General features: G+C 46.8%; 20 protein-coding genes. 8 read left to right on the top strand and 12 right to left on the bottom strand.

Annotated features, from left to right (window positions below; translation table 11 throughout):
• Positions 1-442 precede the first annotated feature (442 nt).
• Entirely contained in the window at positions 443-1,738 is a 1,296-nt protein-coding gene (locus ACJJIJ_RS02070; RefSeq protein WP_444938519.1) for a CAP domain-containing protein, read from the top strand.
• Positions 1,739-2,365: 627 nt separating this feature from the next.
• Here ACJJIJ_RS02070 and ACJJIJ_RS02065 read toward each other — a convergent pair.
• Together ACJJIJ_RS02065 and ACJJIJ_RS02060 are read right to left on the bottom strand one after the other, a co-directional pair.
• A complete protein-coding gene (locus ACJJIJ_RS02065) occupies positions 2,366-3,370 on the bottom strand; it encodes an alpha/beta hydrolase family protein (protein WP_444938518.1) in 1,005 nt (334 codons plus the stop codon).
• A 155-nt stretch (positions 3,371-3,525) separates the two neighbouring features.
• Positions 3,526-6,831, bottom strand: coding sequence for a DUF5060 domain-containing protein (locus ACJJIJ_RS02060; RefSeq protein ID WP_444938517.1), 3,306 nt, complete (start codon positions 6,829-6,831; stop codon positions 3,526-3,528).
• Between the two features lie 860 nt (positions 6,832-7,691).
• On the opposite strand from ACJJIJ_RS02060, the gene ACJJIJ_RS02055 reads away from it, so the two are divergent.
• Positions 7,692-8,693 (top strand): AraC family transcriptional regulator ligand-binding domain-containing protein, encoded by a 1,002-nt coding sequence (locus ACJJIJ_RS02055; protein WP_444938516.1) that lies wholly within the window; start codon positions 7,692-7,694, stop codon positions 8,691-8,693.
• A gap of 411 nt (positions 8,694-9,104) precedes the next feature.
• Here the strand turns inward: ACJJIJ_RS02055 and ACJJIJ_RS02050 are convergent, their stop codons facing one another.
• Positions 9,105-9,944 (bottom strand): nucleoside deaminase, encoded by an 840-nt coding sequence (locus tag ACJJIJ_RS02050; RefSeq protein ID WP_444938515.1) that lies wholly within the window; start codon positions 9,942-9,944, stop codon positions 9,105-9,107.
• Positions 9,945-9,969: 25 nt separating this feature from the next.
• Positions 9,970-10,839: a LysR family transcriptional regulator gene (locus ACJJIJ_RS02045; protein WP_444885804.1), complete on the bottom strand. Its 870-nt coding sequence runs from the start codon at positions 10,837-10,839 to the stop codon at positions 9,970-9,972.
• 93 nt (positions 10,840-10,932) lie between these two features.
• Between ACJJIJ_RS02045 and ACJJIJ_RS02040 the strand changes: the two genes are divergently transcribed.
• The gene (locus tag ACJJIJ_RS02040; protein ID WP_252084890.1) at positions 10,933-11,436 is read left to right on the top strand and encodes a lactoylglutathione lyase family protein; all 504 of its coding nucleotides are present in this window, start codon (positions 10,933-10,935) and stop codon (positions 11,434-11,436) included.
• A 73-nt stretch (positions 11,437-11,509) separates the two neighbouring features.
• On the opposite strand, the gene ACJJIJ_RS02035 is transcribed toward ACJJIJ_RS02040, so the two are convergent.
• The gene (locus ACJJIJ_RS02035) at positions 11,510-12,154 is read right to left on the bottom strand and encodes an SGNH/GDSL hydrolase family protein (RefSeq protein WP_252084889.1); all 645 of its coding nucleotides are present in this window, start codon (positions 12,152-12,154) and stop codon (positions 11,510-11,512) included.
• Positions 12,155-12,267: 113 nt separating this feature from the next.
• Entirely contained in the window at positions 12,268-13,467 is a 1,200-nt protein-coding gene (locus tag ACJJIJ_RS02030; protein WP_444938514.1) for a multidrug effflux MFS transporter, read from the bottom strand.
• A gap of 523 nt (positions 13,468-13,990) precedes the next feature.
• Between ACJJIJ_RS02030 and ACJJIJ_RS02025 the strand changes: the two genes are divergently transcribed.
• Entirely contained in the window at positions 13,991-14,962 is a 972-nt protein-coding gene (locus ACJJIJ_RS02025) for a glycosyltransferase family 25 protein (protein ID WP_444888256.1), read from the top strand.
• A 176-nt stretch (positions 14,963-15,138) separates the two neighbouring features.
• Here the strand turns inward: ACJJIJ_RS02025 and ACJJIJ_RS02020 are convergent, their stop codons facing one another.
• The 4 genes from ACJJIJ_RS02020 to ACJJIJ_RS02005 form a co-directional block, all read right to left on the bottom strand.
• Entirely contained in the window at positions 15,139-15,576 is a 438-nt protein-coding gene (locus tag ACJJIJ_RS02020; protein ID WP_252084886.1) for a potassium channel family protein, read from the bottom strand.
• Entirely contained in the window at positions 15,563-16,018 is a 456-nt protein-coding gene (tadA, locus tag ACJJIJ_RS02015) for a tRNA adenosine(34) deaminase TadA (RefSeq protein WP_252084885.1), read from the bottom strand. Before tadA ends, ACJJIJ_RS02020 begins: the two co-directional genes overlap by 14 nt.
• Positions 16,019-16,091: 73 nt before the next feature.
• Positions 16,092-16,895 carry a putative RNA methyltransferase gene (locus ACJJIJ_RS02010; RefSeq protein WP_444885808.1) on the bottom strand — a complete coding sequence of 268 codons (804 nt, stop codon included), beginning with the start codon at positions 16,893-16,895 and terminating at the stop codon, positions 16,092-16,094.
• Entirely contained in the window at positions 16,892-18,526 is a 1,635-nt protein-coding gene (locus ACJJIJ_RS02005; RefSeq protein ID WP_444891055.1) for a GMC family oxidoreductase, read from the bottom strand. The genes ACJJIJ_RS02010 and ACJJIJ_RS02005 overlap by 4 nt, the downstream gene beginning before the upstream one ends.
• Positions 18,527-18,609: 83 nt before the next feature.
• On the opposite strand from ACJJIJ_RS02005, the gene ACJJIJ_RS02000 reads away from it, so the two are divergent.
• The 3 genes from ACJJIJ_RS02000 (at position 18,610) to ACJJIJ_RS01990 (ending at position 20,771) form a co-directional block, all read left to right on the top strand.
• Positions 18,610-19,299, top strand: coding sequence for a class I SAM-dependent methyltransferase (locus ACJJIJ_RS02000; RefSeq protein WP_444938513.1), 690 nt, complete (start codon positions 18,610-18,612; stop codon positions 19,297-19,299).
• A gap of 409 nt (positions 19,300-19,708) precedes the next feature.
• A complete protein-coding gene (locus ACJJIJ_RS01995) occupies positions 19,709-20,197 on the top strand; it encodes a hypothetical protein (RefSeq protein ID WP_444885811.1) in 489 nt (162 codons plus the stop codon).
• 76 nt (positions 20,198-20,273) lie between these two features.
• Positions 20,274-20,771: an RDD family protein gene (locus ACJJIJ_RS01990; protein WP_444888252.1), complete on the top strand. Its 498-nt coding sequence runs from the start codon at positions 20,274-20,276 to the stop codon at positions 20,769-20,771.
• Positions 20,772-20,798: 27 nt separating this feature from the next.
• Here the strand turns inward: ACJJIJ_RS01990 and lptG are convergent, their stop codons facing one another.
• Positions 20,799-21,860 (bottom strand): LPS export ABC transporter permease LptG, encoded by a 1,062-nt coding sequence (gene lptG / locus ACJJIJ_RS01985; RefSeq protein ID WP_444938512.1) that lies wholly within the window; start codon positions 21,858-21,860, stop codon positions 20,799-20,801.
• Positions 21,853-22,983 carry an LPS export ABC transporter permease LptF gene (gene lptF / locus ACJJIJ_RS01980; protein WP_444938511.1) on the bottom strand — a complete coding sequence of 377 codons (1,131 nt, stop codon included), beginning with the start codon at positions 22,981-22,983 and terminating at the stop codon, positions 21,853-21,855. The genes lptG and lptF overlap by 8 nt, the downstream gene beginning before the upstream one ends.
• A gap of 187 nt (positions 22,984-23,170) precedes the next feature.
• Here lptF and ACJJIJ_RS01975 point away from each other — a divergent pair, with 187 nt between their 5' ends.
• Positions 23,171-24,637 (top strand): leucyl aminopeptidase, encoded by a 1,467-nt coding sequence (locus tag ACJJIJ_RS01975; RefSeq protein ID WP_444938510.1) that lies wholly within the window; start codon positions 23,171-23,173, stop codon positions 24,635-24,637.
• The last annotated feature ends 64 nt before the right edge of the window (positions 24,638-24,701 follow it).

Here is a 24,701-nt window from a genome sequence, read left to right as displayed (position 1 = left end):
ATGACAAACAGGCATTTGACATATGACCATTGATTAAAATTAACCTACCGAAGATCTGGAGCAACTTTCATTGAAAACCGACTGAAACTTTTATTGAGTGATCGCTACTAGTCCATATTTGTTTTAATCGCAGCTACAACTCACCTTGAGATTCTGGACCAATAGCTTCAAGAGAAACCCGGGCTACTTAAAGTAAATTTACTCTAGGGCACCATTCAATAAATATCATGCCGTTTCACTTTCCACTATTACAAAAATCAAGTATCAAGATTAAAAAACGAAAAATAAATAAATTTTTCACTAATTAATTTACCTTCTCAACAGTCCATAAACCATCAATCATATTGCAATAAAATACATGTCACGCTTCACAGAATAACGGAAATGCCTCTCTATAATTCGCTCGATTTTATAAAAGTACAACGTGTAAAGTGGGTCTGATATGAATGATTCCTTCAAACTAATAACAGCTATCTGTTTATCCGCCCTCCTGGCTGCCTGTTCAGGTGGCGGGGGTGGTTCCGACAATGACAATAAAGGCATTCCTGAGGTTAGTGATGATGGGGGGATAAACCAAAATCCCAATCCTGATCCCGACCCTGATCCCGATCCCGATCCCGATCCCGATCCCGATCCCGATCCCGATCCCGATCCCGATCCCGATCCCGATCCCGATCCCGATCCCGATCCTGGTGAAGATGGTTCCTTTGAACTCTCTTTGGAACAAAAACGTATCATGTTAGACACTCATAATGAGTACCGGGAGAGATGCGCGAAGGGTGAATCTGGAGAAGGTAACGGCCCAGAATCTGCCGGTAATATGCAGACCCTTTTTTGGGATGATGCTTTGGCAAAAATGGCCAAAGAAAGAGCATCAGCCTGCTATTTTGGTCACTTAAATGAGGCAACCGGTATTAGAGAGGCATTTGAAAAAGTTAAAGGTGAAGTATCTTTTGTATTGCCCGCTGGTAGTATTGAAATCGGAGAAAATGTTTCAATTAATATTTTTAATCCACCGGCATCGCAGTATGCTGCCGAGACCTGGGCCGGCTCAGTTAAATCTTGGTATGATGAAAGCTATGGGTATGACTGGGATAATGAATTCTGTCATGCGGAAACATGTGGCCATTGGGCCCAGGTATGCCATGGAGAAACCCGTTATGTTGGCTGTGCTGTAGCGGAATGCGATAGCATTATTGGTTCTAGTAACCCTGCCTATAACGATGGCGCACATGTGGTGGTATGTAATTACTTCCCCTCATTAGATAAGAGCCGACGTATTCCTTTCACCAACGGCTGGGGATATGAAACCTGTAGAACGTGCCAAAACTACGACCTTCCCTACTGTGTTGATAACATGTGTACTGGAGGGATAGCCAAAGATTGGAATGCCTCAGAAAAAAGAAACAAGAATGTAGATCAGTGTACCGATGGCTTGGGCAGAGATATAGTACCTTGTAGCTTTTACGATAATGAGGGTGTTCCCCCCCTGGTAACTGGGTTCAAATATAAATACTCTGAAGGAAAAGTAATATTATCATGGAATGAAGCCATTAAAAATGGTGGCACACATCACTATAAGATTTTCCGCGATGAGGAGTTTGTAGGTAAAACTCGCCACTTGACCTACAGTGACTCTGATTTAGGTCAGGAAAAAAATTATAGATATAAAATAATTGCTGTGGATCATGCTGATCAAAGAAGTCAGCCAGCATTTCTGGATATAATTATTGATTAAGGTTACAAGGTCCTAATATAGCATTTGATGACTCAAGGGACTAAGAAGGTTATTAGGGTCTACCTACTTCAATTATCGTAGATAGAATAATGAGTGTAGGCAGGCCCTAGTAAGAGTCTCAAGAGTTGTTTTTCGTAATAAAAATTGCAGCTAATATAAATTGGCTCAATGCGTACCTTGATGATCCGATTTATTAACTCACCGATCTCTAACCGCTAATAACTATTTTATCTATCATAGAGGACCATAATTTTAGCTTTTCCATAGTCAGAACTCCTTATAGCGGCTCTAAAGGATCTCTGAAGAATACGGTAGATTTTCCTTACCCGATGGGTAAAAGGGAGCTATATGGGCTTCCAGCCTATGCCATGGGAGGAGGCCATCCATTTGAGAAAGGAATTTTCCCAGCGGGTTTTAGGACGCTTCAAACGGTATCCTGCTTCGGCAAAGGTGACTTGATGCATGATCTATCATAGCCTTGACTGATAACCGAATACTATTAGATTTGATCCGAATTATTGAGGCCCCTTAGATAAGAAGGTAGCCTCCATGATAACTACCTCAATGTAGTTATCATGGCAGGGGTTTAGTGCCTACTAACACTTTAAGATAAGAGGATAAAATAAACTAAAGCACGTCATCTAAGTGCTGTAAGAAGGGTACTATTGTTTGATTCCTCACATCCTGACTCATATCTCGACCGATACTCGTATGATCCAAATTTACCCATCTCTGTGAATACCACCCTAGGTCAGTATCTTGAGCGGTATAAGCAAAAGAGTGAACCCCAGATAATTCAATGACCTCAGCCCCACCAGTCAACTGCCTAAGATATAAATTATCTTTATAAGGAAATTGTGTATTGAGATCAGTGTAATAGCTTAAGTAACTAGAATTCATGGGGTTACGATGGAATGAAGAAGTTACTCCCAACTCATTTTGGGTCCATTTACAAACACCATCAAAACTGTGTACAACAGTTCGTATATTACGAAAATCGGGATCAGCTCGCATAGCTTTCGCCAATCTCATAACGAGACAACCACCACGAGAAGAACCCGCCAAGTAAATAGTCTCTAGATTGGAGGCATAAGCCTTTGACTTTAGCCAACTGAGGTATGCCTTTTCTATACGAGACTTCTCATTACCACTAATCATCTGGTTAAATTGTGTATCAAAAGCAATCGCCAAGAAGGTCTCATCTGTTGGAAAATGCTCTGAATCTAGCAACTGTCGAGCAAGTGAACGTCCATCTATACTGCGAGAGCAAGATCTCTTTAGTACACCACAGTCTTTTTTATAGCCAGCCTTCTGGCCTGTCACAGAACTTTCTGCACCATTTCCTGGTGGCTGTTGTCCTGCAGCAATAAATACTAAGTTTTTTACTTTATCGCGTGCTGGGTTTTGCACTCTAGCAATCTGAGTATGAAGCTGACGGCTATTACTAACGCCCTCTATCTCCCAGGCTCGATACTCAGATAGGGTGTCTTGTTTGAGGCACCAAAATTCCTGGCAATACCGAACCCGCTCCAAATTCACCGAAAAATCCGACTTTGGCTCGAAAGCTTGAGCCTGGGCAGAATTAAAAGCAATCGACAGCCAAAATAATTTTTTTATTATTTGAAATTTCATTATTCACCAATAGTGTACTTTAACAATCTAATGATCCATGGGGACCCAAACCTTATATAGCCCTAATTACTGCCTTTAGCAATGAAGTAGACCGCAATTGAAAACTATTCTACTCCAAGCGAAAGAGCCATCCATGGCTCTCACTGAGGCAGTTACTACTCAACGGTTTCTGGATTATTTATATTCTCGGCATCAGATTTAGAAACATCAATATGCCGGAAAACTATTCTATCTACCTTAAATTTCTGTGAACGGCCTGACATCACCAGTTTATACGATTCGCCTGCTTTTAGCTTATAAACGGCGACACGTTTATTATCATGACCACCAGGATCAAATTTATTGCCAGATTCCCAGATGAATTTATTATGTTCTCCACCAAAGAACTTTGTATCTTTTTTTAATAGTTCCAGAGGAGCATCTTTACCGTGACTATTCCCAGCATTAGGTCCCGCCTCATAATTTCCTTCAAGTCGAAAGTAAGCGTCATTTGCTAGGTCTGTACGAAACTCACCCTCATACACTAAGTTTTCTTTCGCAGCGTGTAGATGCAAATAGTACAAACCACTTCTTGTTATATTGAAAGTGTACTCCAAGGGAGATTTAGGTGGGCCGTTTAGTGGCGTATTACCATTAAACTCAAGATAACTGCTCCCTGTATGGCCGCCAATATCATTTTTCTTGATCCACTCACCTAGATTTGAGTTGGTATTTTCAGCCTCCATAATTACCAGGCCGTTTTGTTCCGTGTAGTCACCTTCAGGTTGATCTGGGTTTAACTTATTAAAATTCCACCTCGGGCCAATATGGCCACACCCTTCTTTACCTATATCCACACGACCTGGACAGTAATCCTCATCACCGGCATCATTTGCCGGGCCGTTGCCGCACTGAATATCATTGTATTTGGGACGGCCAGCCGATCCTGGGCCCGGGCCAATTAGGTCACAAGCTTCTTTAACCGTTATTGTTCCATGGTCGGTCGAAACCATAATATCGGCAATATTGTGATCAAAAGTTGACTCACAAAAACATTGATCTCCAATAGAATAACTATCCATCCAATTAGTTTGAGGTTCGAGTAAAACATCATTAGGGTTAATTGGTAGAACTTTTACAATATCTGGGTGAACATTGCTATTTATACCTTCCGCTTTGATGACTACTGCCCAGTCCTGATTAGCTTCTGTTGGGGCAGCGCCAATACTATGAGTACCTATTCCGTCAAGTTGATTACCCGTTGTCAACTGGCCGCTTCTTGGATTGAACCAGTAAACCTTATAGGTATCCTCATTTGGAATCTCTATATTCGTTGTGCCACCTTCACGCAAGTAAACTAGATAAACATTGCCGCTATCTGAAAGCACCCAATCGTTATTGGTTGAAGTTACTTCATTATCCACATTCAAACTGTGTAGATTAACTTCAAGTTGATTTTGCAAAATATCGTTAAAGAATTTAACAAAGTGGCCAGTTTGCTCCCAATGGTTGTCAAACTCCCTTAAGTTTTCTACCGCTAAGTCATACGCGTGGCCGGAATTAGGATTTTTTAAATACCACTCAAATCCTGCACCACCTCCCATAACACTGCCCCACATCCAGTTGACCCTCTGAACTTGGGTAACCTCAGAATGGGGCACAGGCGCTTGCCCGCCGGAAGCTTCAGTGAAAGTAACATACCAAAGATGGTTATTATTCTGGGATTCAGTCAGCCACTTTCTACTCATCTGATAAGGGGCATTGCGATGGTTCGCATCGCTAGGAATATTATCAATTTGAATACTCGGTCCATCAAAATTACTATTTCCCAACAATGGCCGATAGTGCTGATCCCATTGGCCACCATACGTATGAAGCAGGGTGGGATGATCGTAGGGGTCTACATCCTTTAAATATTTAGCGATTGCCTTGTGTTGCTCTTGGCTAAGAGTGCTCTCCTCACCCATATTCCATTGTAGCGCCGGGTGATGTCCAAAGCGGGAAATCATCTCCCGGTAATATAGTTTACGTTCGAGCCCTAAATTACCGTTATTCAGAACTTTATTATTCTCTGTTTCCTGTGTCATAAAGTGAATCAGCATGCCTTTACTGGTCATGTGATCCATTGCGACTTCCCACTGGTCTAATTTGCTGACATCAAAAGCCCGATGGTTACCATCATATACCGTCCAAGGATGGGCATCGCAACCATCACCACTCTCGGTGTTTGCCATGATATAAATTGCGTTGACATTTTTTTCAGCTATATAATTCACTAAACCAATAAGGCTTTTTCCTTTACCATCTTTCCAGGTAGGGTCTCCATTATTCCAATCACCAAGGTGGGGCTCAAAACTATGTAATATGCCTTTGCAGGAATTTACGTTATAGTGTTTTTCTGTATTATCAAAGCCTGAATAACCAAAAATATTTTCAGGGCTATCCATTCCACCTTCTATATATACCGACTTATCCCCCAGATGCTGCAAGTAGCGGGTTCCTTTTTTATGTACCAGTAATCCCTTACTCCTCATATCAAGCTCAGGTGCTGTGGATTGTAATACTGGGAAATAACCACTTTCACCATCAAATGAAATAGCATTACCTGCATTTGTATCTAGATCAACCGCAACCTGGCTCCCTTGTCTCATAGATATATCGAAGAACCATTTACCTGAAGTTGGCGGTGAAAAGTAGGCACGCCACTTAGTTCCTTCAGTTGCACCTGTATTTGCTGAATTGCCATCAGCGGCGAAATGTCCAGGCACAGTGTAAGACAAGTCACCTTGTGTAAATATCACGTTATATCGATAATCGGTAAACGTAGCATCATCATTTTCTGATGCATACAAATCATCACAAGTGATCGTTATACGGTGCCACTTTTCCAGCGTACCGGAAACAGTACAATGTTCACTATGGCCGATATCATCCGGGTCAACTGGACCCGGAGGATCTGTTGGATCTGGGTCTGGATCTGTAGGATCGGTTCCATCATTCTGCTTTACAGTAAATGTAATTGAGGCACTGGTTCCGGCAGTGCCTGCCCCATCATCCAGAGAATAAGGTGTTGCGGTAAGGGTGTAAGTTCCAACTACGGGGGTCCAATGATTAAAATCACCCTGATCATCACCAAATAGAGCATAGGGCGAGACATTTTCAGTCATATTGTGCGTCTGAGCCCCTGCCAACTCAAATATTACACTCTCTGCCTGATCACTATTTGCCCTAATATTTAACTGGCTTCCAACCTGGCTTAGATATATCTCTGCACCATCGGTAAGTGAAAAAATATCCGAGTTGCCCTGTGAATTGACCAGAGTGAAAGACGATATTGCTAATCCATTCCCAGGGTCCGTTATATCAGAACCTGTCGAAGGAGGCGGGCTCTCATTATCAGATCCCTCAGATGACGAGTCGCCACCACAACCAGCCAATGTGGCGGTAATCAGAAGTGCCAAAGGCAAGCTACTGTTATTCATTTCCAGTTTTCTCTACTTTAGAAGTAAACAATTATTTACTAATTACAGGATTTAATGGGCATATAGAAATTGGCTACAGCATGCAGCACTGGCCAGATACTAAATCGCTCAGATACATACCTACCGTGAATTCAGTCACATGCAATCAGGACTAGTTCCACAGCTTATAGATTGGCGAAAAAAACTATTTTTTTTCATTTTTCTCAAACAAGAAGATTTTGATCCACCTTCACTTTAATAGCATTAGAATTACCCTTATCAAATCCTTAAGCCAACCAACAAACCGACAAAAAGATTCCGAATAGAACCAAAAGAACCGTTGGTTCCAACAAAATAAAATAGTGAGAAAAAGATAAACAGCGCTAAGAAATTATTCGACGGAGCGGGAAACCTGGACGATGCTATACTTCACTCAAAATATACACCTGCGAGAAAGCTATCTTTTACGATAGAAGAGATTACTTAACCCGATATTTTATAGCTTCAGATCATATTAAAAGCTTTCGTGCGATATTACGATAGCGCTTTTATTTTCAATCCTGATATATATTAAACCATTTTTAATTTATATCTCCGCGGACTAGACAAATTGGAACACCAACTGCTCCGCAAGGATTAGCTAAAACTGGAAGCGTTACCGCCAGCGTAGTAAAAATTATACCTTGTAAGTACTGGAGGAATTTAATCTCACCAAATCCAAATCGCCAGTCAAAAAAACTGGTTCAAAATCACACTTTAAGTGTTAAACTCATACTATAATGGCGTCGCTTTATACATTAACTTAAGAAATTCACCAAAATAATTTACTTGTCATTTGGCGACCAATTTCATAGATTATTAGCAGTACAAAAAAAATCAGTATGACTACCAATAACCAGGAACTTTATGCTTCTGAGCCAACAGGCTTGGCAACTTCCACTTATCGTCACGTACTATACTGGCAACACCTGGGGTTTCCAAAAGATAAGTTAAAGAATATATATGGTGATCATTACTCTGAGTTTCAAAACCTACAACATCGTGTACCAGTAAGGCTGACTGGACAAGCACTTCAAGAGGTATCCGACTACTTCAGTGATAACACCATAGCGTTTCGTACTGGTCTAGATGTGTCAATTTCCAGCATCCAAGCATTTGCTCATGTCTTAATGGCTTGCCCTACTGTCAGACATCTTGTTAGCCTCGGTACGCAATTCCAACAACTGGGCACACAAGGCTATCAAGGGTTATTCAGTGAGGGGTATGAACGCTCCAGCTTTGATATTTTAATTCCTAGCTTTTCGCCTCTCACCACACAACAAGTTGAATTGAATATTGGAGTCATTTTTAAGCTGATTTCAGATATTGTTGTCGATTATGAAAGCTGCCATCCGGTTATTCACTTTGCTCACCATAATTCCGAATTAATGAATAATGCCTCCTCCTTAATTAATATTCCCATTGAATTTGGGCATAAAAAAAATTGCATTAGCTTTGATAACTCCATTCTTGATAAACAACTATGTAGCCCAGGAAAAACCTCCCTTGACTTTAATAAGCTAACTGCAAAGAAGCAGCTCCAGAAGATGAAGTCAGATGAATCATTACCCAATCGATGTAAAGATATTATCAAAGATTATTTATCAGAGGGTGCAGCCAACCTGGATTTCTTGGCAGACATACTGCAAATTAATAAGCGCTCCTTACAGATTCGCCTAAATGCACAAAATACATCTTTTAGACGTTTATTGGATTTAGCCCGGAGAGAAAAACTGAATTCACTGGATATCCAGTCCATGGACAAGTTACAAGTCGCAAAAGAATTAGGGTTCTCAACAATTATAGCGTACGAAGAATCCTACAAACGCTGGAAAAACATTTGATCATTCCTATCAAATAAAAAACAAATAAAAGAAAAAATCAACACACCACCAACCAAGACAATCTTATTTAAACTCTAACTGTTAATTCTACAGCCCACGAAAATACTGCTAGCGAGCTTATAGATGTCATTCGATCTATATTGCTCGCCCCCAGAAATTCAACCATCTATTCTCCGACAACTCCTATGGAACTTTTCAGATCATGCTTTCACAGCTGAAATTTTAAGAGTGGGCCTGGGGCTAATCTTCTATTTTTGAAACTCTGGAGAACGTCAGCATCTTCATAAATCGAATCAAACAAAAATAAGCCATCTAGAAGCAATAAAAATCAGGGATTTTTAAACCACTAATGATTGTCATCAATAAAGCAAATCAATTGCCCCATAATCTAAAGGCTCTCATTTAACATAATTAGTGCCGATGTATCTCCCCCACTAAACACCGATCTATATCTCCTGGAGCACTTTCTAATTGCTTCAATTGCTTTTGGCTCTCCAGCAGAAGATTATAGTTAGCCTGATATTTAGACTTAAAACCCATAAGCCGCTGGTGAGCAGCACGATAAATATTCTTCGCTTCAGCACTCATCAGAAAATCTGTAATCGTGCTACTAAACAACAAGCGATGACTGTAAAACGCCCCTTCAAGCTGGGCCCTCTGAAGTAAACTAGATGGCGCTGAAGAAATATTTCTAGCTCGATAATTTGCAGGAATATCTATTTTACAAATATTTTCCACATGCGGTTTCGACTCAAATTTATATCTACAATCAGACTTAAAACTCTGCTTCAGCCTTTCTATATTCTTCCCAAAATCCGGATCTGATTGGCCATATATAACTCTAGAGACCTCAAGAAAAATCATCATACCTCCACACATCATACAGGGCTCCAGAGTGCTGTAGATCGTAGTATCATTAAGGTAATTAGTCTCTTTCCCTCTACATTTACTGCCGATACATTGCTGCATTAATCGCACTTCAGCATGTTGGGTTTTATCTCGACACAAACCAACTGCATTGCGCTGTACTCCTATAATTTTTTCCTGCACATTGTCATACAGGACTGCCGCAATATTGTAGCCGCGCTTCTGTTTTTCTTTTGGCTCCACCCAATCAAGGTAAGCTACCGAGTAAGCAAGCAGCATGAGTATCTCGTCTTTCTCCTGCTGAACAACTGAGCTGGGCGGCAACTCAGCCTGAGCACCCATGGCAATAATCCCAAAATATAACCAGCAAATAAAACGCAACATAAAATGTCCGAAGTATTCTAACGGTTTAAAGCCACTCCCTAGCTAAAGCAACCACAGTTTTTACCCGCGCCGGTAACGCCTTGTGGCGACGTGTAATTAGAAATAAAGTCTCAGTGATAGAGTTCGCCAAGCGATGAGGCTTAATTTGCGTAAAATTATGAAAGGCATTGACTGCATGAGCGGGTAATACCGTAAAACCCAAGCCCATACTGACCGGTTCCAAGATCAGGCCAATTTGGTTACAAAATCCCTTGAGTTTAAACATATCTACATGCTGGAATTCTGAGAAATTTGCCCCCAGTAACAAGCCCGCTTGATGAGCACCATCTGGGTGACCGATATAACCCAACTCTAGCAACACCCTCCAACTCAACTTCTTGACTGACGCAGGGGTCACAAGCAGTAATTCTTCACTGCCTACAGGCTGACTCGCTATCTCCGCCATTGTTGACGGATTAGTTACAAACCCAATGTCTGCCTTATAACCAAGTATGGATTCTTCCACAGCCTGATTTGGAGCAAAACGATAGTCTATGGTCAGTTTCGGGTATTCTCTTTGCAGGTCCAGTAATTTTGGATAGAGCTTTAGACCCACACTACCTGGGGATTGAATACTCACTTGTCCCTCATAAGCTGGATCTTCGCCAAGTCGTTGACCCAGTGTAGAGAGGGATTCGACGATATCTTGAGCCTCTAGGTATAGCTTTTCGCCTGCCTCGGTCAGGGTGAATTGTTTCCCCTGCCGATGGATCAGCGCCAACCCAAGGAAGTCTTCCAGGCGGCGTAAGTGTTGACTAACGCCAGATTGGGTCATATGCAGGTGCTGCGCCGTTTTGGTAAAGCCACCCTGCTCCACCAAAGTACAGAAACTACGCAGCCACACAGGATTAATCATTACAAAAGTTACTCAAAAAAATCACAAATCATAATTATACGTAATGATCTGGGCACAGTAACTTATGCGAAAGTAATTGTTGGAGAGTGACTAATGAAGAGTGTTTATCCGAGAAACTTTTCTCATATCGGTATTTCAGTGCCAGATTTGGAAGCTGCCGTTAAGTTCTACACAGAGGTCATGGGCTGGTACCTGATTATGCCACCAACGGAAATCAGTGAAGATCACAGCGCCATTGGTGAGATGTGTACCGATGTCTTTGGAGCCAAGTGGGGTAGTTTCCGCATCGCTCACCTTTCCACCGGCGATCGTATCGGTGTGGAGCTATTCCAGTTTCCCAACCAGGAAAACCCCAAGGATAATTTCGAATACTGGAAAACCGGCGTATTCCACTTCTGTGTTCAGGACCCGAACCTGGAAGAACTGGCAGAGAAAATTGTCGCAGCTGGTGGTAAAAAGCGTATGCCAAAACCCAGATATTACTATCCAGGAGAAAAGCCATATCGCATGATTTATATGGAAGATCCGTTTGGCAATATTCTGGAAATATACAGCCACAGTTACGAACTGATTTATAGTAGCGGTGCCTACAACTGATTCTACAGTGAACCGGCACCGGTACTTCCGGTGCCATAGTCAACAATTGGTTGATCGCTAGCAGTTTGTATTGCTAGTGCAAGACTTTATTGTCTGAGAGGAAATCGGCAATCACCTTGCCTAGAACCGAGTGTTGATCCTCGTCTAAATGAATACCATCCCGTTCACTGACTTTGACCCACCTATTTGCATCCAGAAATAAGGTACCCAGATCGTTAGAGACTTTTTCCAGCTCCTGCGGGAAACCTTCGCAGCGTTTTTTCGCACCAGCAAATTTATAGCCAATAATACCGCAAGGATTGTTGATCGTTAAGGGAGCAACAATTAGAACCTTAGGTACTGGCATACCCGGCTCGATAGGTGCACTGCGAATTACGGAGACTAGCTTAGCCACCCCCTGGGCAGACATACTGGCTTTATTATCGTGAGTATCCTGGAAATCATTGGTGCCCAACATTAGGATTACACAATGCAATGGGGAGTGCATTTCAATCACCTGTGCCAATCCCTCAACACCCCGCCGGCCCTCACGAAATGGATCGTCCCAAACGGTCTTGCGACCATTCAGACAATTTTCAATCACTCGTACATTATGCTTATTTTCGTTTAAGTGGAACTCCATAACTCCAGGCCAACGCTGGGCAAATGTCATGCGCTGTCGCGTATCCGGAATGATGCCCCAGGAAACACTATCGGAATAAACCAGAATATTATCCATCTTGCCGACCTCCTTCCTTATATTTGGGGAACTCACTTACAAAGAGATTCCCGAACTTTATGGACAAAGGGGCCAACTCCTAAGGAAATGTAAGCCCAAGCTAAATTTAAACTCTAGTATGGCACCACCAAATGCGCTATTCCCCGCAAAGTTAGACGTGAAATAATCAACGAACTGACACCACAAACAGCAATAGCTGCCGTTAACGGCAAAGGCGTGCCATCAAAAACCAGACTGGTTAAAACAATAGCCAATGCTCCGAGCAACATTTGTAAAGCGCCACCCAGGGCTGCGGCAGTACCAGCAATGGGGCCATGTTCTTCAAGAGATAACACCATGGAAGTGGGAATAACCAGCCCAAGGAATATATTACAGGTCAACAACATTGCCACCAGTAATAAAAATTGATCATTACCCCAAAACACAACCATACACATCACCAGAGAGCTGATGGCAAAACCAGCAGTAGCCCACTTCACCACCACCACTGAACCAAAACGGGCCCCCAGGTTTGCAGCAAACTGACTAGAGATAAAGAAGCCCAGCGCATTTAAGGCAAAAGCAAGGCTGAACTCCGTTGGTGTCAGCCCATAAAAATCGGTGTACAGGAAAGAGGCCGTGGCAAGGAAAGAAAAAAAGCTGGCGATACCCAAACCACCGATGCTAGTCAGACCCACATATACAGGGTCGCGCAGCAATGTCGAGAAAGCGCCAAGCATGGCATTTAAACGAAATGGTACACGGTGATGATGATGTAAGGTCTCCGGCAAGCTGGTTACTGCCAGCAATAAGCTGGCCAGGGTCAGCAAAGCAATCAGTAAAAATACACTGCGCCACCCAAAAGGGACTATCAAGGTACTGCCTATCAGCGGGGCGAGCATCGGCGATATAGAAATCACCAACATCACCGTAGTCATTAAGCGAGTGGCCTGGGTACCAGTGTAATAATCTCGAATCACAGCCCTGGGGATCGACATCACCGAAGCGGCACCAACGCCCTGTAAAAACCTTAGAGCGATCAGCGCCTCTATTGAGGGCGCCAGAGCACAACCGATAGAAGCCAAGGTAAAAAGAGCCAATCCAAAATACAGCGGTGGCTTTCTACCAAACATGTCCGAAGCGGGGCCATAAAATAGTTGGCATACCCCAAAAGCAATAAAGTAAGATATCAGGGTGTATTGAGCAGCCTCTATAGGGGCTCCCAAATCCTGGGCGATATCCGGTAGGGCCGGCAGATACATATCAATAGCAACAGGCCCAACACAGCTCAATAAGCCCAGAATGAGTGCCATCTTAATAAAATTCAACTTCATAGAATGTCCAATAAATCAGGCTCGGAAATACAAAAAAATCGAAATGTCGCTATCAGGAAATAACCTGATGCTTCCAGAGTAAATTCTCTTATTTCATTCAAACTAGCGCTCTTGCAGTACAGAATACCTGCCTAGGTATAAGAAATGCGAACACAAACGTTTACAGCCCAAAAGTCGGCTCAACCTCGCAATCTTTTTACTCCCCAATTCCCACAGTTATTCAGTGGCAACTAAAAGCTCTATCGCCCAGAAGTACTGACCATTTCCTAAAAGCCTATACCGACTGGATAGTCGGACATTAAGATTAGCCAAGGCAAAATTTTGGATGGCGATGATCTAGGAGGATAGCGTTCAAGACGCTGGGGGTTAGGTAAAAATAGATGAAATTATGCGTCCGCTCCCCTATTGACCCAGTTTAGCCCTCCTGATGATGGGGTAGAAATATGTTCGAATCCTATATCTCACTAGCCAGACTGCAGTTTCCTATCGGTGGTTTTATCCGTTCACAGAGAAATCAGAAATTGTGGCACTAGAAAAACGCCGCAGGAATCACTCTGTACCCAGTTGGTCATTAGCGGCTGCAAAAGCCGAACGTTTGCCCCTGCGCTCTCGCCACCGCTTTGCCCCACAAATTCCTTTGCGCACTCGGCCGGCACTCAACCGGCGGCAGCAAAAAACCCCTTTGTTTATTGCCCACACGCCCTGCTGGGTAATCACAATGTATCCAGAGGGCGAAACTGTAAATCGGTTACTGGGAACCCTGAAATCTCAGCGCCTTCGTGCCAGCCAAGTCGCTGGCGTTGAAGGGCGCAATGGTATACCCAAGCTTGAGGACGATGAGGTTCTCTGTAACGCCATCACGCGTTGGCGTCACTTGTGTGAGCTGAAAAGTTCTGAGATTGGTTGTTATCTGGCTCACCTTCGCGCTATTCGTCAGGCTTATCAGGCTGGTCTACAAAGGGTATGTATCCTCGAGGATGACGTTCAGGTGGAAGGTGACTTTGCCAGAGTATTGGCGGAGCTGGAGCGATTGCCCCCAGAAGTGGAAATGATCCGTTTGATGGGGCTGAAAGTACGCAAACGCAAGATCATCAGATCCCTCAATGATGGCGTGCATAAGCTAGTTCGCCCAGAGCGGGGTTGGTGCGGGGCCCAGGGTTATTTGATCAATCGCTGTGGAATGGAAAAGGTTCTGAGGTATGCCAGGCGGATTTTCGAGCCTATCGATAAGGTCTTTGATCACTTTTGGCAGTTTGATCTGAAGCTTTATGGTATCGAGCCCCATCTACTATGGGAAACCGAACACATTTCCAGTATCGAAAAATCTAACGTCCACAAGGCCAAGGTGGCCCGTTGGCTTTATTGGCTACACCCTTTTGGCAAGTTGTGGCGCAGTATTGAAAGACATAGCTACCTATATCGTTTTAAAGGCGATTTTTACCCAGCAGAGAAACCAAAGAAACGCCCAGGGCGCACTGCCCGAATGAAACTCTAATTCAAGAGATAACCAGGGCGCCTCTGAATAATTCCGTGATGCCTCTGGGTTTCAGAGCCGTTCTCTATCAAAAAGTGGCTTTGCACAAATATCTAAGACCTTTCAAGAGAGCACAACGCATAGTGTGAACACTCCACAAGGCCCGCATAGATCTTATGGAATTATTCAGTGGCTCCCTAGATATCCCAATAGCGCTGCATTTTTAAAAACATGAAAGAGGCCGTCCAGGTAATCATGACCAACCCCGTTAAAGCCTCTAAGCCAGCAGTGAAGCGTAGATGCCCCAAAGGCTCAATATCGCCAAAGCCAAGGGAGGTATAAGTGGTAAATGAGAAATACGCACAATCAAGCAGGCTACCGTTGAAATTACCTTCTAGTGTGCCGAAGTAAGGCGAATTCACCATAAAGTAATAGCCATAGGCGAAGAGCCAGATTTCCGCTACATGAGCCAAAAGGGCACCAAACACCCCCAGCACTATGGCAAAGTTGTGCCGCACCGGTAGCCAGCGCCCCAGGTGTACCAAAGCATTGAGGACTTCATGATGAATCAGCACCACAATAGCAACAATGATGCTGTTCACCGCAAAGGCAAAAGCCAATTCAGCGTCGATCATGGAAAAACTCGCGCACCAGCCTCCCGGCCTCTTCAGCCATCACACCAGACTCCACAGAAATTTTGTGATTGAAGAAACCAGCTTCACCAAGCTTCAGCTGGCTTTCCACCACGCCGGCACGTGGCTCTTTGGCACCAAAAACCAAACGACCAACACGCGCATGCATCAAGGTTCCAAAACACATAGTGCAGGGCTCGATAGTGACGTAAAGCGTGGTATTTGGCAGGCGGTAGTTTTGCTCTGCCTCTGCCGCGTGACGCAATGCGACAATTTCCGCATGAGCGCTGGGGTCACAGTTGCCAATAGGGCGATTACTGCCCTCGCCAATGATTTTACCTTCCCGCACCAATACGGCCCCAACCGGTACTTCTCCCCGCTCTGCGGCAAGCTCGGCTAATTCCAGGGCTCTGCGCATAAACGCATAGTCTTTAGGTGTCGCCATAACTCTTTCTTAGACCTCTACTACAGGGAGTACCAACGCATACACAAAGTATTTCGCTGTCATTTCTACTAGATTATTTTCTCTTGATGAAACGACGAACAATAAAATCCGCCTCGAGAACCAGGCTTTCCTGCCCCTCCAGCTCCGCGCGAGCCTCTCGATTGCCCTTCCAGGCAAAAGGCGTCATCGCGAGAAAATCCGCAATCGCCTCGTGCCCGCGCAATTCAAAAGGAAAACAGCAGCGTAAATCGACCTCGGGATACAGCCCCTCAATCAACTTTGGGGCTGGGTGTTTACGAGGTTCCCGGTAGAGGTGTCCCTTCAAACTCCACAAGTGATCCGGACCGGGAGAAACATCCAGCAAATGCCCCCCCTCCTTTATTACCCTAAGCATCTCAGTATCCGGTGCAGGCGCAAAAATACGTAAGAGGTGATCCACGCTATTTGAAGCCACTGGCAGGTTGGTATTGCTGGATACAACAAACTGAGCACCACTGTCGGCTTTAGCCGCCATACGGACGCCTGACTTGGAAATATCTACCCCGGCCAACGCATGGCCGTGCCATCCGGCAGACTCCAACTGGCGTAAATAGTAACCTTCGCCACAACCGATATCCAAAAGCCGGCGCCCAGACTGGTAGGGCAGCAGCGCGGTAATCGTGTCCACTAGTGGGCGATAATAGCCCGCCTTGAGAAAGCGGCGACGGGCATGCAGCATTTCTGTGGAATCTCCCGGGTCCTTGCGCCGCTTGCGATAGACGGGTAACAAATTAACGTAACCCTCCCGCGCGCGATCAAAACTGTGCCGGTTACTGCAGTGCCAAGTATCTTTACCCAGCGTCAATGGCGTTGCGCAGAGGGGACATTGCCAAATCATTCAACTTCCTGAACTTGTGTATTCTTCATCATTGAGGGAGGGGTGCGCTGTAAAATAAGATCCGCTGCCTTCTCCGCAATTGCGATCACCGGTGCATTGGTATTACCGCTGACCAGGGCCGGCATTATGGAGGCGTCCACAACCCTCAGTCCATCTACTCCATGTACTTTTAACTCCGCATCGACTACTGCGAGATCATCATTGCCCATCTTACAAGTGCCCACCGGGTGATAAATTGTCTCGGCATGCTGACGAATATAGTGTTTGATGGAAGCCTTGCTGCTGAGCTTATGCTCCGGCAGCCAGAGGCGCTTCTGGTAGCGTTGTAAATCTTCCTGGTGAATGATGTCCCGAGCCATTTCGAATGACTCCAGCATCACCTGCATATCTTCGGGCTCGCTAAGATAATTGGGTTGGATACTCGGCAGGGCCTTGGGATCCTCTGTATTGAGAGTTATTTCACCACGGCTTTTGGGGCGCAATGCACATGCATGTAAGGTGTAGCCATACCCCGACTGTTTATTGAAACCGTGTTCAAAGGATGGCACTGCCGTGAAGTGGAATTGTATGTCCGGGCGGCCGTTGGCCAAGGTTGAACTCGCGAATCCCCCCGCTTCGGCAACATTACTGGTCAATGGGCCCCGATTCAGGAAGAACCATTCAGGCGCACGCATGGCGTGCTTCACTCTCGCCCACAAGTCATTCGAAAAAGTGATTGGGTCTGAGGTCTCCACCACCTGAGAGATATCGAGGTGGTCCTGAAGGTTTTTACCCACCCCTGGCAGGTGGTTCTGCGGCAGAATATCAAACTTACGCAGCTCCTCTTGTGGGCCAATGCCTGAGAGCAATAGCAAGTGCGGGGTCTGTATTGCGCCTGCGCAGAGCAATACCTCCTTATTGGCCAATATTTTTTTACCATTGAGCAATTCCACCCCCACAGCCCTGTCACCTCTCAATATCAGCCGAGCGACTGGACTACGCGTGAGTACTCGTAAATTGGGACGCTTTTTTATCGGATGTAAATAGGCTGCAGCAGCAGAGCACCGCCGACCTCTGCGCTGTGTTACCTGGTAAAAGCCCACTCCATTCTGCTGGCTGCCATTAAAATCACTGTTTGCCCGGTGTCCAGCAGACTGAGCTGCGCGCAGGAAAGCCTGCCCAGACTCAGTTTTCCACTTCAGATCACTTACCGTGAGCGGTCCATAGCCACTATGGTGCGCATCACTGCCACGCTCATTGCCCTCCGACAGAAGAAAGTAAGGCAATAGACTACGCCATCCCCAGCCTGCATTACCTGCGGCTTCCCAGGCATCATAGTCTTCACTTTGACCACGGATATAAACCATCGCATTAATCGCGCTACTGCCACCGAGGGTACGGCCTCTCGGCCAGAACAATCGACGCTTGTTCAGGCTTTGCTGTGGTTCCGTGTAATGGTGGAGGTTATAGTCTGTGCCTGACATCAACATCCCGATACCCAGGGGCATGGATATCAACGGACTGCGATCCGGAGGCCCTGCCTCGAGCAGGCAAACACGATGCTGCTCATCAGCACTCAGCCGATTGGCCAATACACAGCCGGCAGAGCCGGCACCTACGATCACATAATCAAACACCATTTGAGTGGACATGGGACCTCAGCACCTTTGCAGCTGGATTTTCCTCGACGGTACACTCAACCTCGTCAAAATTACAGAGATGAAGGAACGCAAAGATGAGGGATTGCGAATTTAGTGACAATAAAGTCCTACGCAGCTGGCACAAAAATGCCGGCGAGTGGGTGAAGGTGGTAGACCGGGGGGCAATACCCAGCCGCAGGCAGATCACCGACCAGGCAATTTTTGAGGCTGTCCTTGCGCATAATCCCTCCAATGTGCTGGATATTGGCTGTGGTGAAGGATGGCTCTCCCGCCGCCTGGCAGCAGAGGGCATGGATGTCTGGGGGATTGATGGCGTGGACGAGTTAATTAATGAAGCCAAGCGCCGAGGGCAAGAACGGCAACAATTCCGTACCGTTTGTTATGAAGAGCTAGATCCGCAGGCATTTGAGCGTAAATTTGATTTGATTGTATGCAACTTCTCTCTGATTGGGGAGGAGGCCACCAATGCCATTTTTCACAGGGCTTGCTCCCTGCTCAACCCACAAGGGTATCTACTCCTCCAAACTTTACATCCCCTACTCTCCTGTGGCGATGAAAAGTACCTGGATGGATGGCGACCGGGTTCCTGGCAAGGTGTAGAGGGTGATTTTCAGGAGGCAGCGCCCTGGTATTTCCGCACACTATCAAGCTGGACCCAATTATTCATCGAACATGGATTGATGCTCACCACCCTGCAAGAACCCCTCAACCCAACCACCGGAAAACCTGCCTCATTAATCCTGGCAGGACAAGTTTGCCCTTAACCCCTAAAGCAGTTACTGGCGCCAGTTTTTGAATGCCCGGTTATCAGCGTAGTCGCTTTTAGCGACATTTTCGCGCTCAAGTCTACTGAAAACCCACAAGCTCCCCTCAAATACGGCGCTCAAAGCAAGACCGTTTTTTCATCAATCATGGCGCACCAATATCAAAAAAATAATAAAAAAACATTGGCGCTCTCCTGATCACAGCTACGACTGCTTGGACAAAAATGGAAAAGGGTCCAATCCATGCGGCTTTCAGGGATGTTTCCGACAATTTGCGACTGTCCAGTAAGTGAAGTAGCAGAAGCCGCCTATTTTCTATGGGAAAACGCTTCGAGGTGGGTATCCCATAATAAATTCAACGACCGCTTGCGGCCTTCCGAAATGAGATGCAACACCTGGGGTAGATAGAATGGCACTCTGCAGTTTCAGAATCAGACCGGGCAAATCCTTACCCAAAACAGTTGGATTACTGCTATTTCCCACCTGTTGTATCTGCTCAGCGGACGAACTTTTTATCCCCGATTCTCAACAAGCCCTAAATATACAATCCGTGAACCTGTTTTTCTCCGACAGTGCCTTCGCCATGGACAATGCTGCACTATTCCAAGCCGCAGATTATCTTCGCAGTAATTCCATGAATAGTACGCAACGACGCCTCAACTACCAGTGGCTACAAATGCATACCTACCCCAGTGAGTTTCGACCAACCACTGGCGGTAAGGCACTATTCAAAATTGTTAAGATTGGTTTAGATACCTACAAGCAGCGCAACAAGAGCACGGTGCAGAAAAGTCTTCTGCGTTACACCACCAACCGGGGCAAGATAGGTAACTCGGTAGATTATGGCATCAACCTTTCTGACGACAAATTCAAGATTTCTTTCGAGTACGAATTTTAGACCTGGCAGACGACTTGCCCTTGCCCTCCCCTAGTTTTGTTAGAATCTCCGCCAATCGATTTTGGCGGAGATAGCCGTGAGCAGCTCAAGTACCCCTTCTTCATTTCCCGAACTTCCAATCGCCAGCGTCGGCCGGCGCTTGGCGGCCCTGATGTACGACCTGCTAATCCTGATGGGACTGATGATGGTATACGGCTTTATAGCCCTGCCAGTGGCCTCGGTATTTGGTGGGTTAAGCTGCCAGCCAGAAGCTATGGATTACAGCCCATGTGTCGGCGGACCAATTTATCAACTGGGCGCTCTAGCGGTGATCGCCGGCTACTTCTTCTGGTCCTGGCGGGTAGCCGGACAAACTGTGGGAATGCGCGCGTGGCGCTTGATCGTGGCGAATCCAGATGGCGTACAGCTTACTTGGCGCCAATGTATCCTGCGAGCCATTGTCGCCCCTCTCTCTATCGCCTGCCTGGGCCTCGGCTACTTTTCCGCCTGGGCCCGCTCCGACAAGGCTACTTGGCACGACTTGATATCAGAGTCTCAAGTGCGCCTTTTGCCCAAAAAGAAGAAAAAAGGGTAACTGCCAACAAATTAAGCTCAAGGGGCCCTATCGGGCCCGCTTGAGTAATAGCCAGCCCGCGCCAAAACAAAGAAGAACCGGCAGCAGTACAGCCAGCAGTGGTGGAAAACCAAAAACCAGTGAAGAGGGGCCGAGTATCCCCTGTACAGTTTGGAAGATGATCCCCACCATAATCCCGGTAAACACTCTCAACCCGGTGGTTACTTCACGCAGTGGGCCAAAGATGAAAGAAATTGCCACCATAACCAAACTGGCAATGGTCAGTGGTTGCAAAATTTTCTTCCAAAACTCCAGCCAGTAGCGCCCGGAATCTTCCCCCTTACGATCCAGGTAAGTACCGTAATCCCAAAGGTTGCGCGGGGAAAGATCCGAGGGCAGCGGCACGATCAGGGCAAACAACTCCGGCGAGACCTCCGCTTTCCATACATTGGTTGGCAGGTCTTTACTCTGCGTATCTTCCCCCAGGAACTGGGTGCTGCGACTATTCTTAAGCAGCCACTGCTCATTCTGAAACTGCCCCCGTTCAGAGAACTCCACCCATTGCAGCTCCCGGTTATCCGCAAAGTGGTAACGGGTTACGCCATAGAGTTCACCATCTGGCAAGGCAGCATTAAAGTGCACAAATTCGCCACTGTCTTTTAACCACATACCACTTTCGAGGCCACTCGCTTCGAGCTCACCCAGGGCGCGTGCTTTGTTGTTCTCGGCGATTACATTGGTCTTGGGAATCACAAACTCCGCCAGGGCCAAACCGATAAAAATCAACAGAATGATTGGTTTCATTACCGCCCAGGCAATACGGCCGATAGAGACACCAGCCGCACGCATAACGGTCAGTTCACTGGTGCCTGCCAGTGTTCCCAGCCCCACCATACATCCCACGAGGGCGGAAAAGCCCAACTGCTCGTAGATACGCCCAGGCAATCTCCACAGGACATATTGTAATGCCTGGCTAAAGCCGTAATCGCGCTTGAAGTCCCCTAGCTGGTCGACAATCGCAGAGATAATATCCAGGCCCAGAATAATCAGCAGCACCACGAAAACCGCTAGGGCAATGGTACGACCAATATACATATCCAGCTTATACATCGGCCGACTCCTTAACACCTTCCGGCAATAGTCTGGGTTTAGGACGCCAATTCCTCGCCGCCAGAAGCAATAACCCAATTAGTAGGAAAGGAGGGTGGACCAACCAGATCACCGCAGGGTTGGCAAACTTACCATCCTCAACAGCCCCGCGAACCCCCTGGAGGATTAGCAGATAAATAAGATACAAAAGTATCGCGGGGAACATCTTGATAAAGCGTCCCTGGCGGGGATTGGTGCGCGATAGTGGTACTGCCAGCACAGCAACCACCAGCACCAATACCGGCAAACTCAGCCGCCAGTAGAGGTAGGCTGTCTCCCTGGGATTATCACTGCCAATCAGCTGCATAGTGGGAGCGGACTCAATCTGGTCGCGCCAACGGCTGCGCAATCGTGGCGCCTCCATCAGCACTTCATAGCTGGAGAACTCCATCTGCCGGTATTCCCGCTGTCCTGGTACTCCCTCATAACGGTAGCCATCGCGCAGTACCAGGTAGCGCAGCCCTGTCTCGGGGTCGATTTGCTGGACCCCTTCTTTGGCACGAATAACCACCTGATGGTTCGCTTCTGTTTCTGCTTCTGTGGCCCTCAACTCGGCGAGGAACACTCCCAGCATGGTGGACTTATCCTCACTCAGGGCCTCTGCGTAATACACTGCCTGGCCACCACTGGTGGAAATAAATTTCTTCGGTATCAGGTGATCAAACTCATTGCGGGATTTTTCCGCGTTGAGCATCAGGTTGGAACGCTCGGCACCAGCGGGGGTGAGGTACAAACTCATTGAAGCCACAAACAAAGCCACTGCCAGAGCCGGTGCCAGGGTGTAAAACAGCAAACGCCATTCGCTGAAACCACAGGCGTGCAGCACTGTCATTTCGCTCTCTATATAGAGGCGCCCATAGGCCAAAAGAATCCCGACGAATAACCCTAATGGCAATATCAATTCCAGGAATCCCGGTAAGCGGTAGGCCATTAAGGAGAAAAGGATATTAGCCGAAAGGTCCCCTGCGGCGGCTTCCGCAAGGTATTTCACAAATCGGCCACTCATCACCATTAATAGCAAAACTGCGCTGACCGCCAGCGTGGCAAACAGCAGCTCGCGGCAGAGATAGCGGAAAATAATCACAGGGCGAACGAATTCCTTGGTGACAGCGGTGTGATGAATTGGACTTCAGTCGAACAAGTTGCCCACTAGGTACAGCAATCCATAGACGAGCAGGTTAAACTTGTGCGACGCATTATCACTAAAAATTCTTGCTATGTCTCGGTTCAGAGCTATGCAATCTATTGTCAGATTTTAAGGAAAGCGAAAAATGCAGTTCTCCGCAAAGGTCTCGGATATCTCCAAACAGCGCGCAGCCTGTTCCGTTATTTCAGCTGATGCTAAAAATGGCTTAAGCCCCAGCGGTAAAAACCTCGATCAACTCGCAAAAGGAACCATTGGCAAAATTCTCAAGCGTGGTGATCTGGGCGTAAAACCCGGCAGCACCCAGTTAATCGACCTGCTGGACGGACCCAGTGAGCGAGTGCTGGTCGTTCGCACCGGCAAGGGAGACATCAGCCAGGCAGAGTTCCGCAAACTGGCCAGCGCCAGTGCCGCAGTGGTGAAAAAGTTCAAAGACGCTACCAGCTACCTGTGCGAGCTCGAAGTAAAAGGGGCTGATAAATCCTGGCAAGCCCAGCAGATTGCGCTGGCCACAGGTCTGGCCACCTACCGCTTCACCCAGTGCCTCACTGATGCCAAACCCTACCCTCTCACCAAGTTCACCCTGCATGCTATTGATCGCAAGCAGCTAAAAACCATCCAAAAAGGGATGGAGATTGGTGCCGGCCAAGCACTGGGAAGCAATGTAGCACGGGAACTGGGTGATCTGCCTGGCAATATCTGTACACCCAACTATCTGGCAGCTCAAGCCCGCACACTGGCCAAAAAACACACAAAGCTCTCCACAACTGTGCTCGACGAGAAAAAAATGAAGGCTCTTGGTATGGGCGCACTTCTCAGCGTAGCAAAAGGCAGTGACCAGCCCCCCGCCCTGATCGCCATGAACTACAAGGGTGGTAAAACCAGCGAAAAACCCATTGTGCTGGTGGGCAAAGGTATTACCTTCGATAGCGGTGGTATCAGCATCAAGCCCGGCCAGGCTATGGATGAAATGAAATACGATATGGGCGGTGCGGCCAGTGTTTTCGGTGTGATGAACGCCCTGGTGGAGCTGCAACCATCTATCAATGTGGTGGGCCTGGTCGCCGCCGCAGAAAATATGCCCAGCGGCCGCGCCAGCAAGCCCGGTGATATCGTCACCTCCATGTCCGGAAAGACTATCGAGATTCTGAACACCGACGCCGAAGGCCGCCTGGTACTTTGCGACGCACTCACCTATGCCAGCAAGTACAAGCCGCGCGCGGTCATCGATATCGCCACTCTCACCGGTGCCTGTGTAATCGCTCTCGGCCACCACGCCACTGGCCTCTATGCCAATAACGAAGAACTCGCCCAAGACCTGCTCAAGGCCGGCGAAACCAGTGGCGACCGCGCCTGGCAAATGCCTCTTTGGGATGAGTACCAGCCCGCCCTGGACTCCAACTTTGCCGATATGCAAAACATCGGCGGCCGCGATGCCGGCTCTGTAACCGCCGCCTGTTTCTTGTCCCGCTTTGCCGAAGAGTACACTTGGGCACACATGGATATCGCCGGTAGCGCGTGGAAATCCGGTGCCGCCAAAGGGGCCACCGGACGTCCGGTACCGCTTCTGGTGGAATACCTGCTGGGAAAATAACTGGCAAAAGCGCACAATAGCCGCCCCCGAGCGGCTGTCGTAACGGCCCCTCGCGGGCCGTTGT

The organism is Microbulbifer mixtoriginis (SeqCode) (assembly GCF_052467945.1).
Note: the sequence above shows the minus strand (reverse complement) of the source record. Positions and strands in the feature narration are given on the sequence as shown.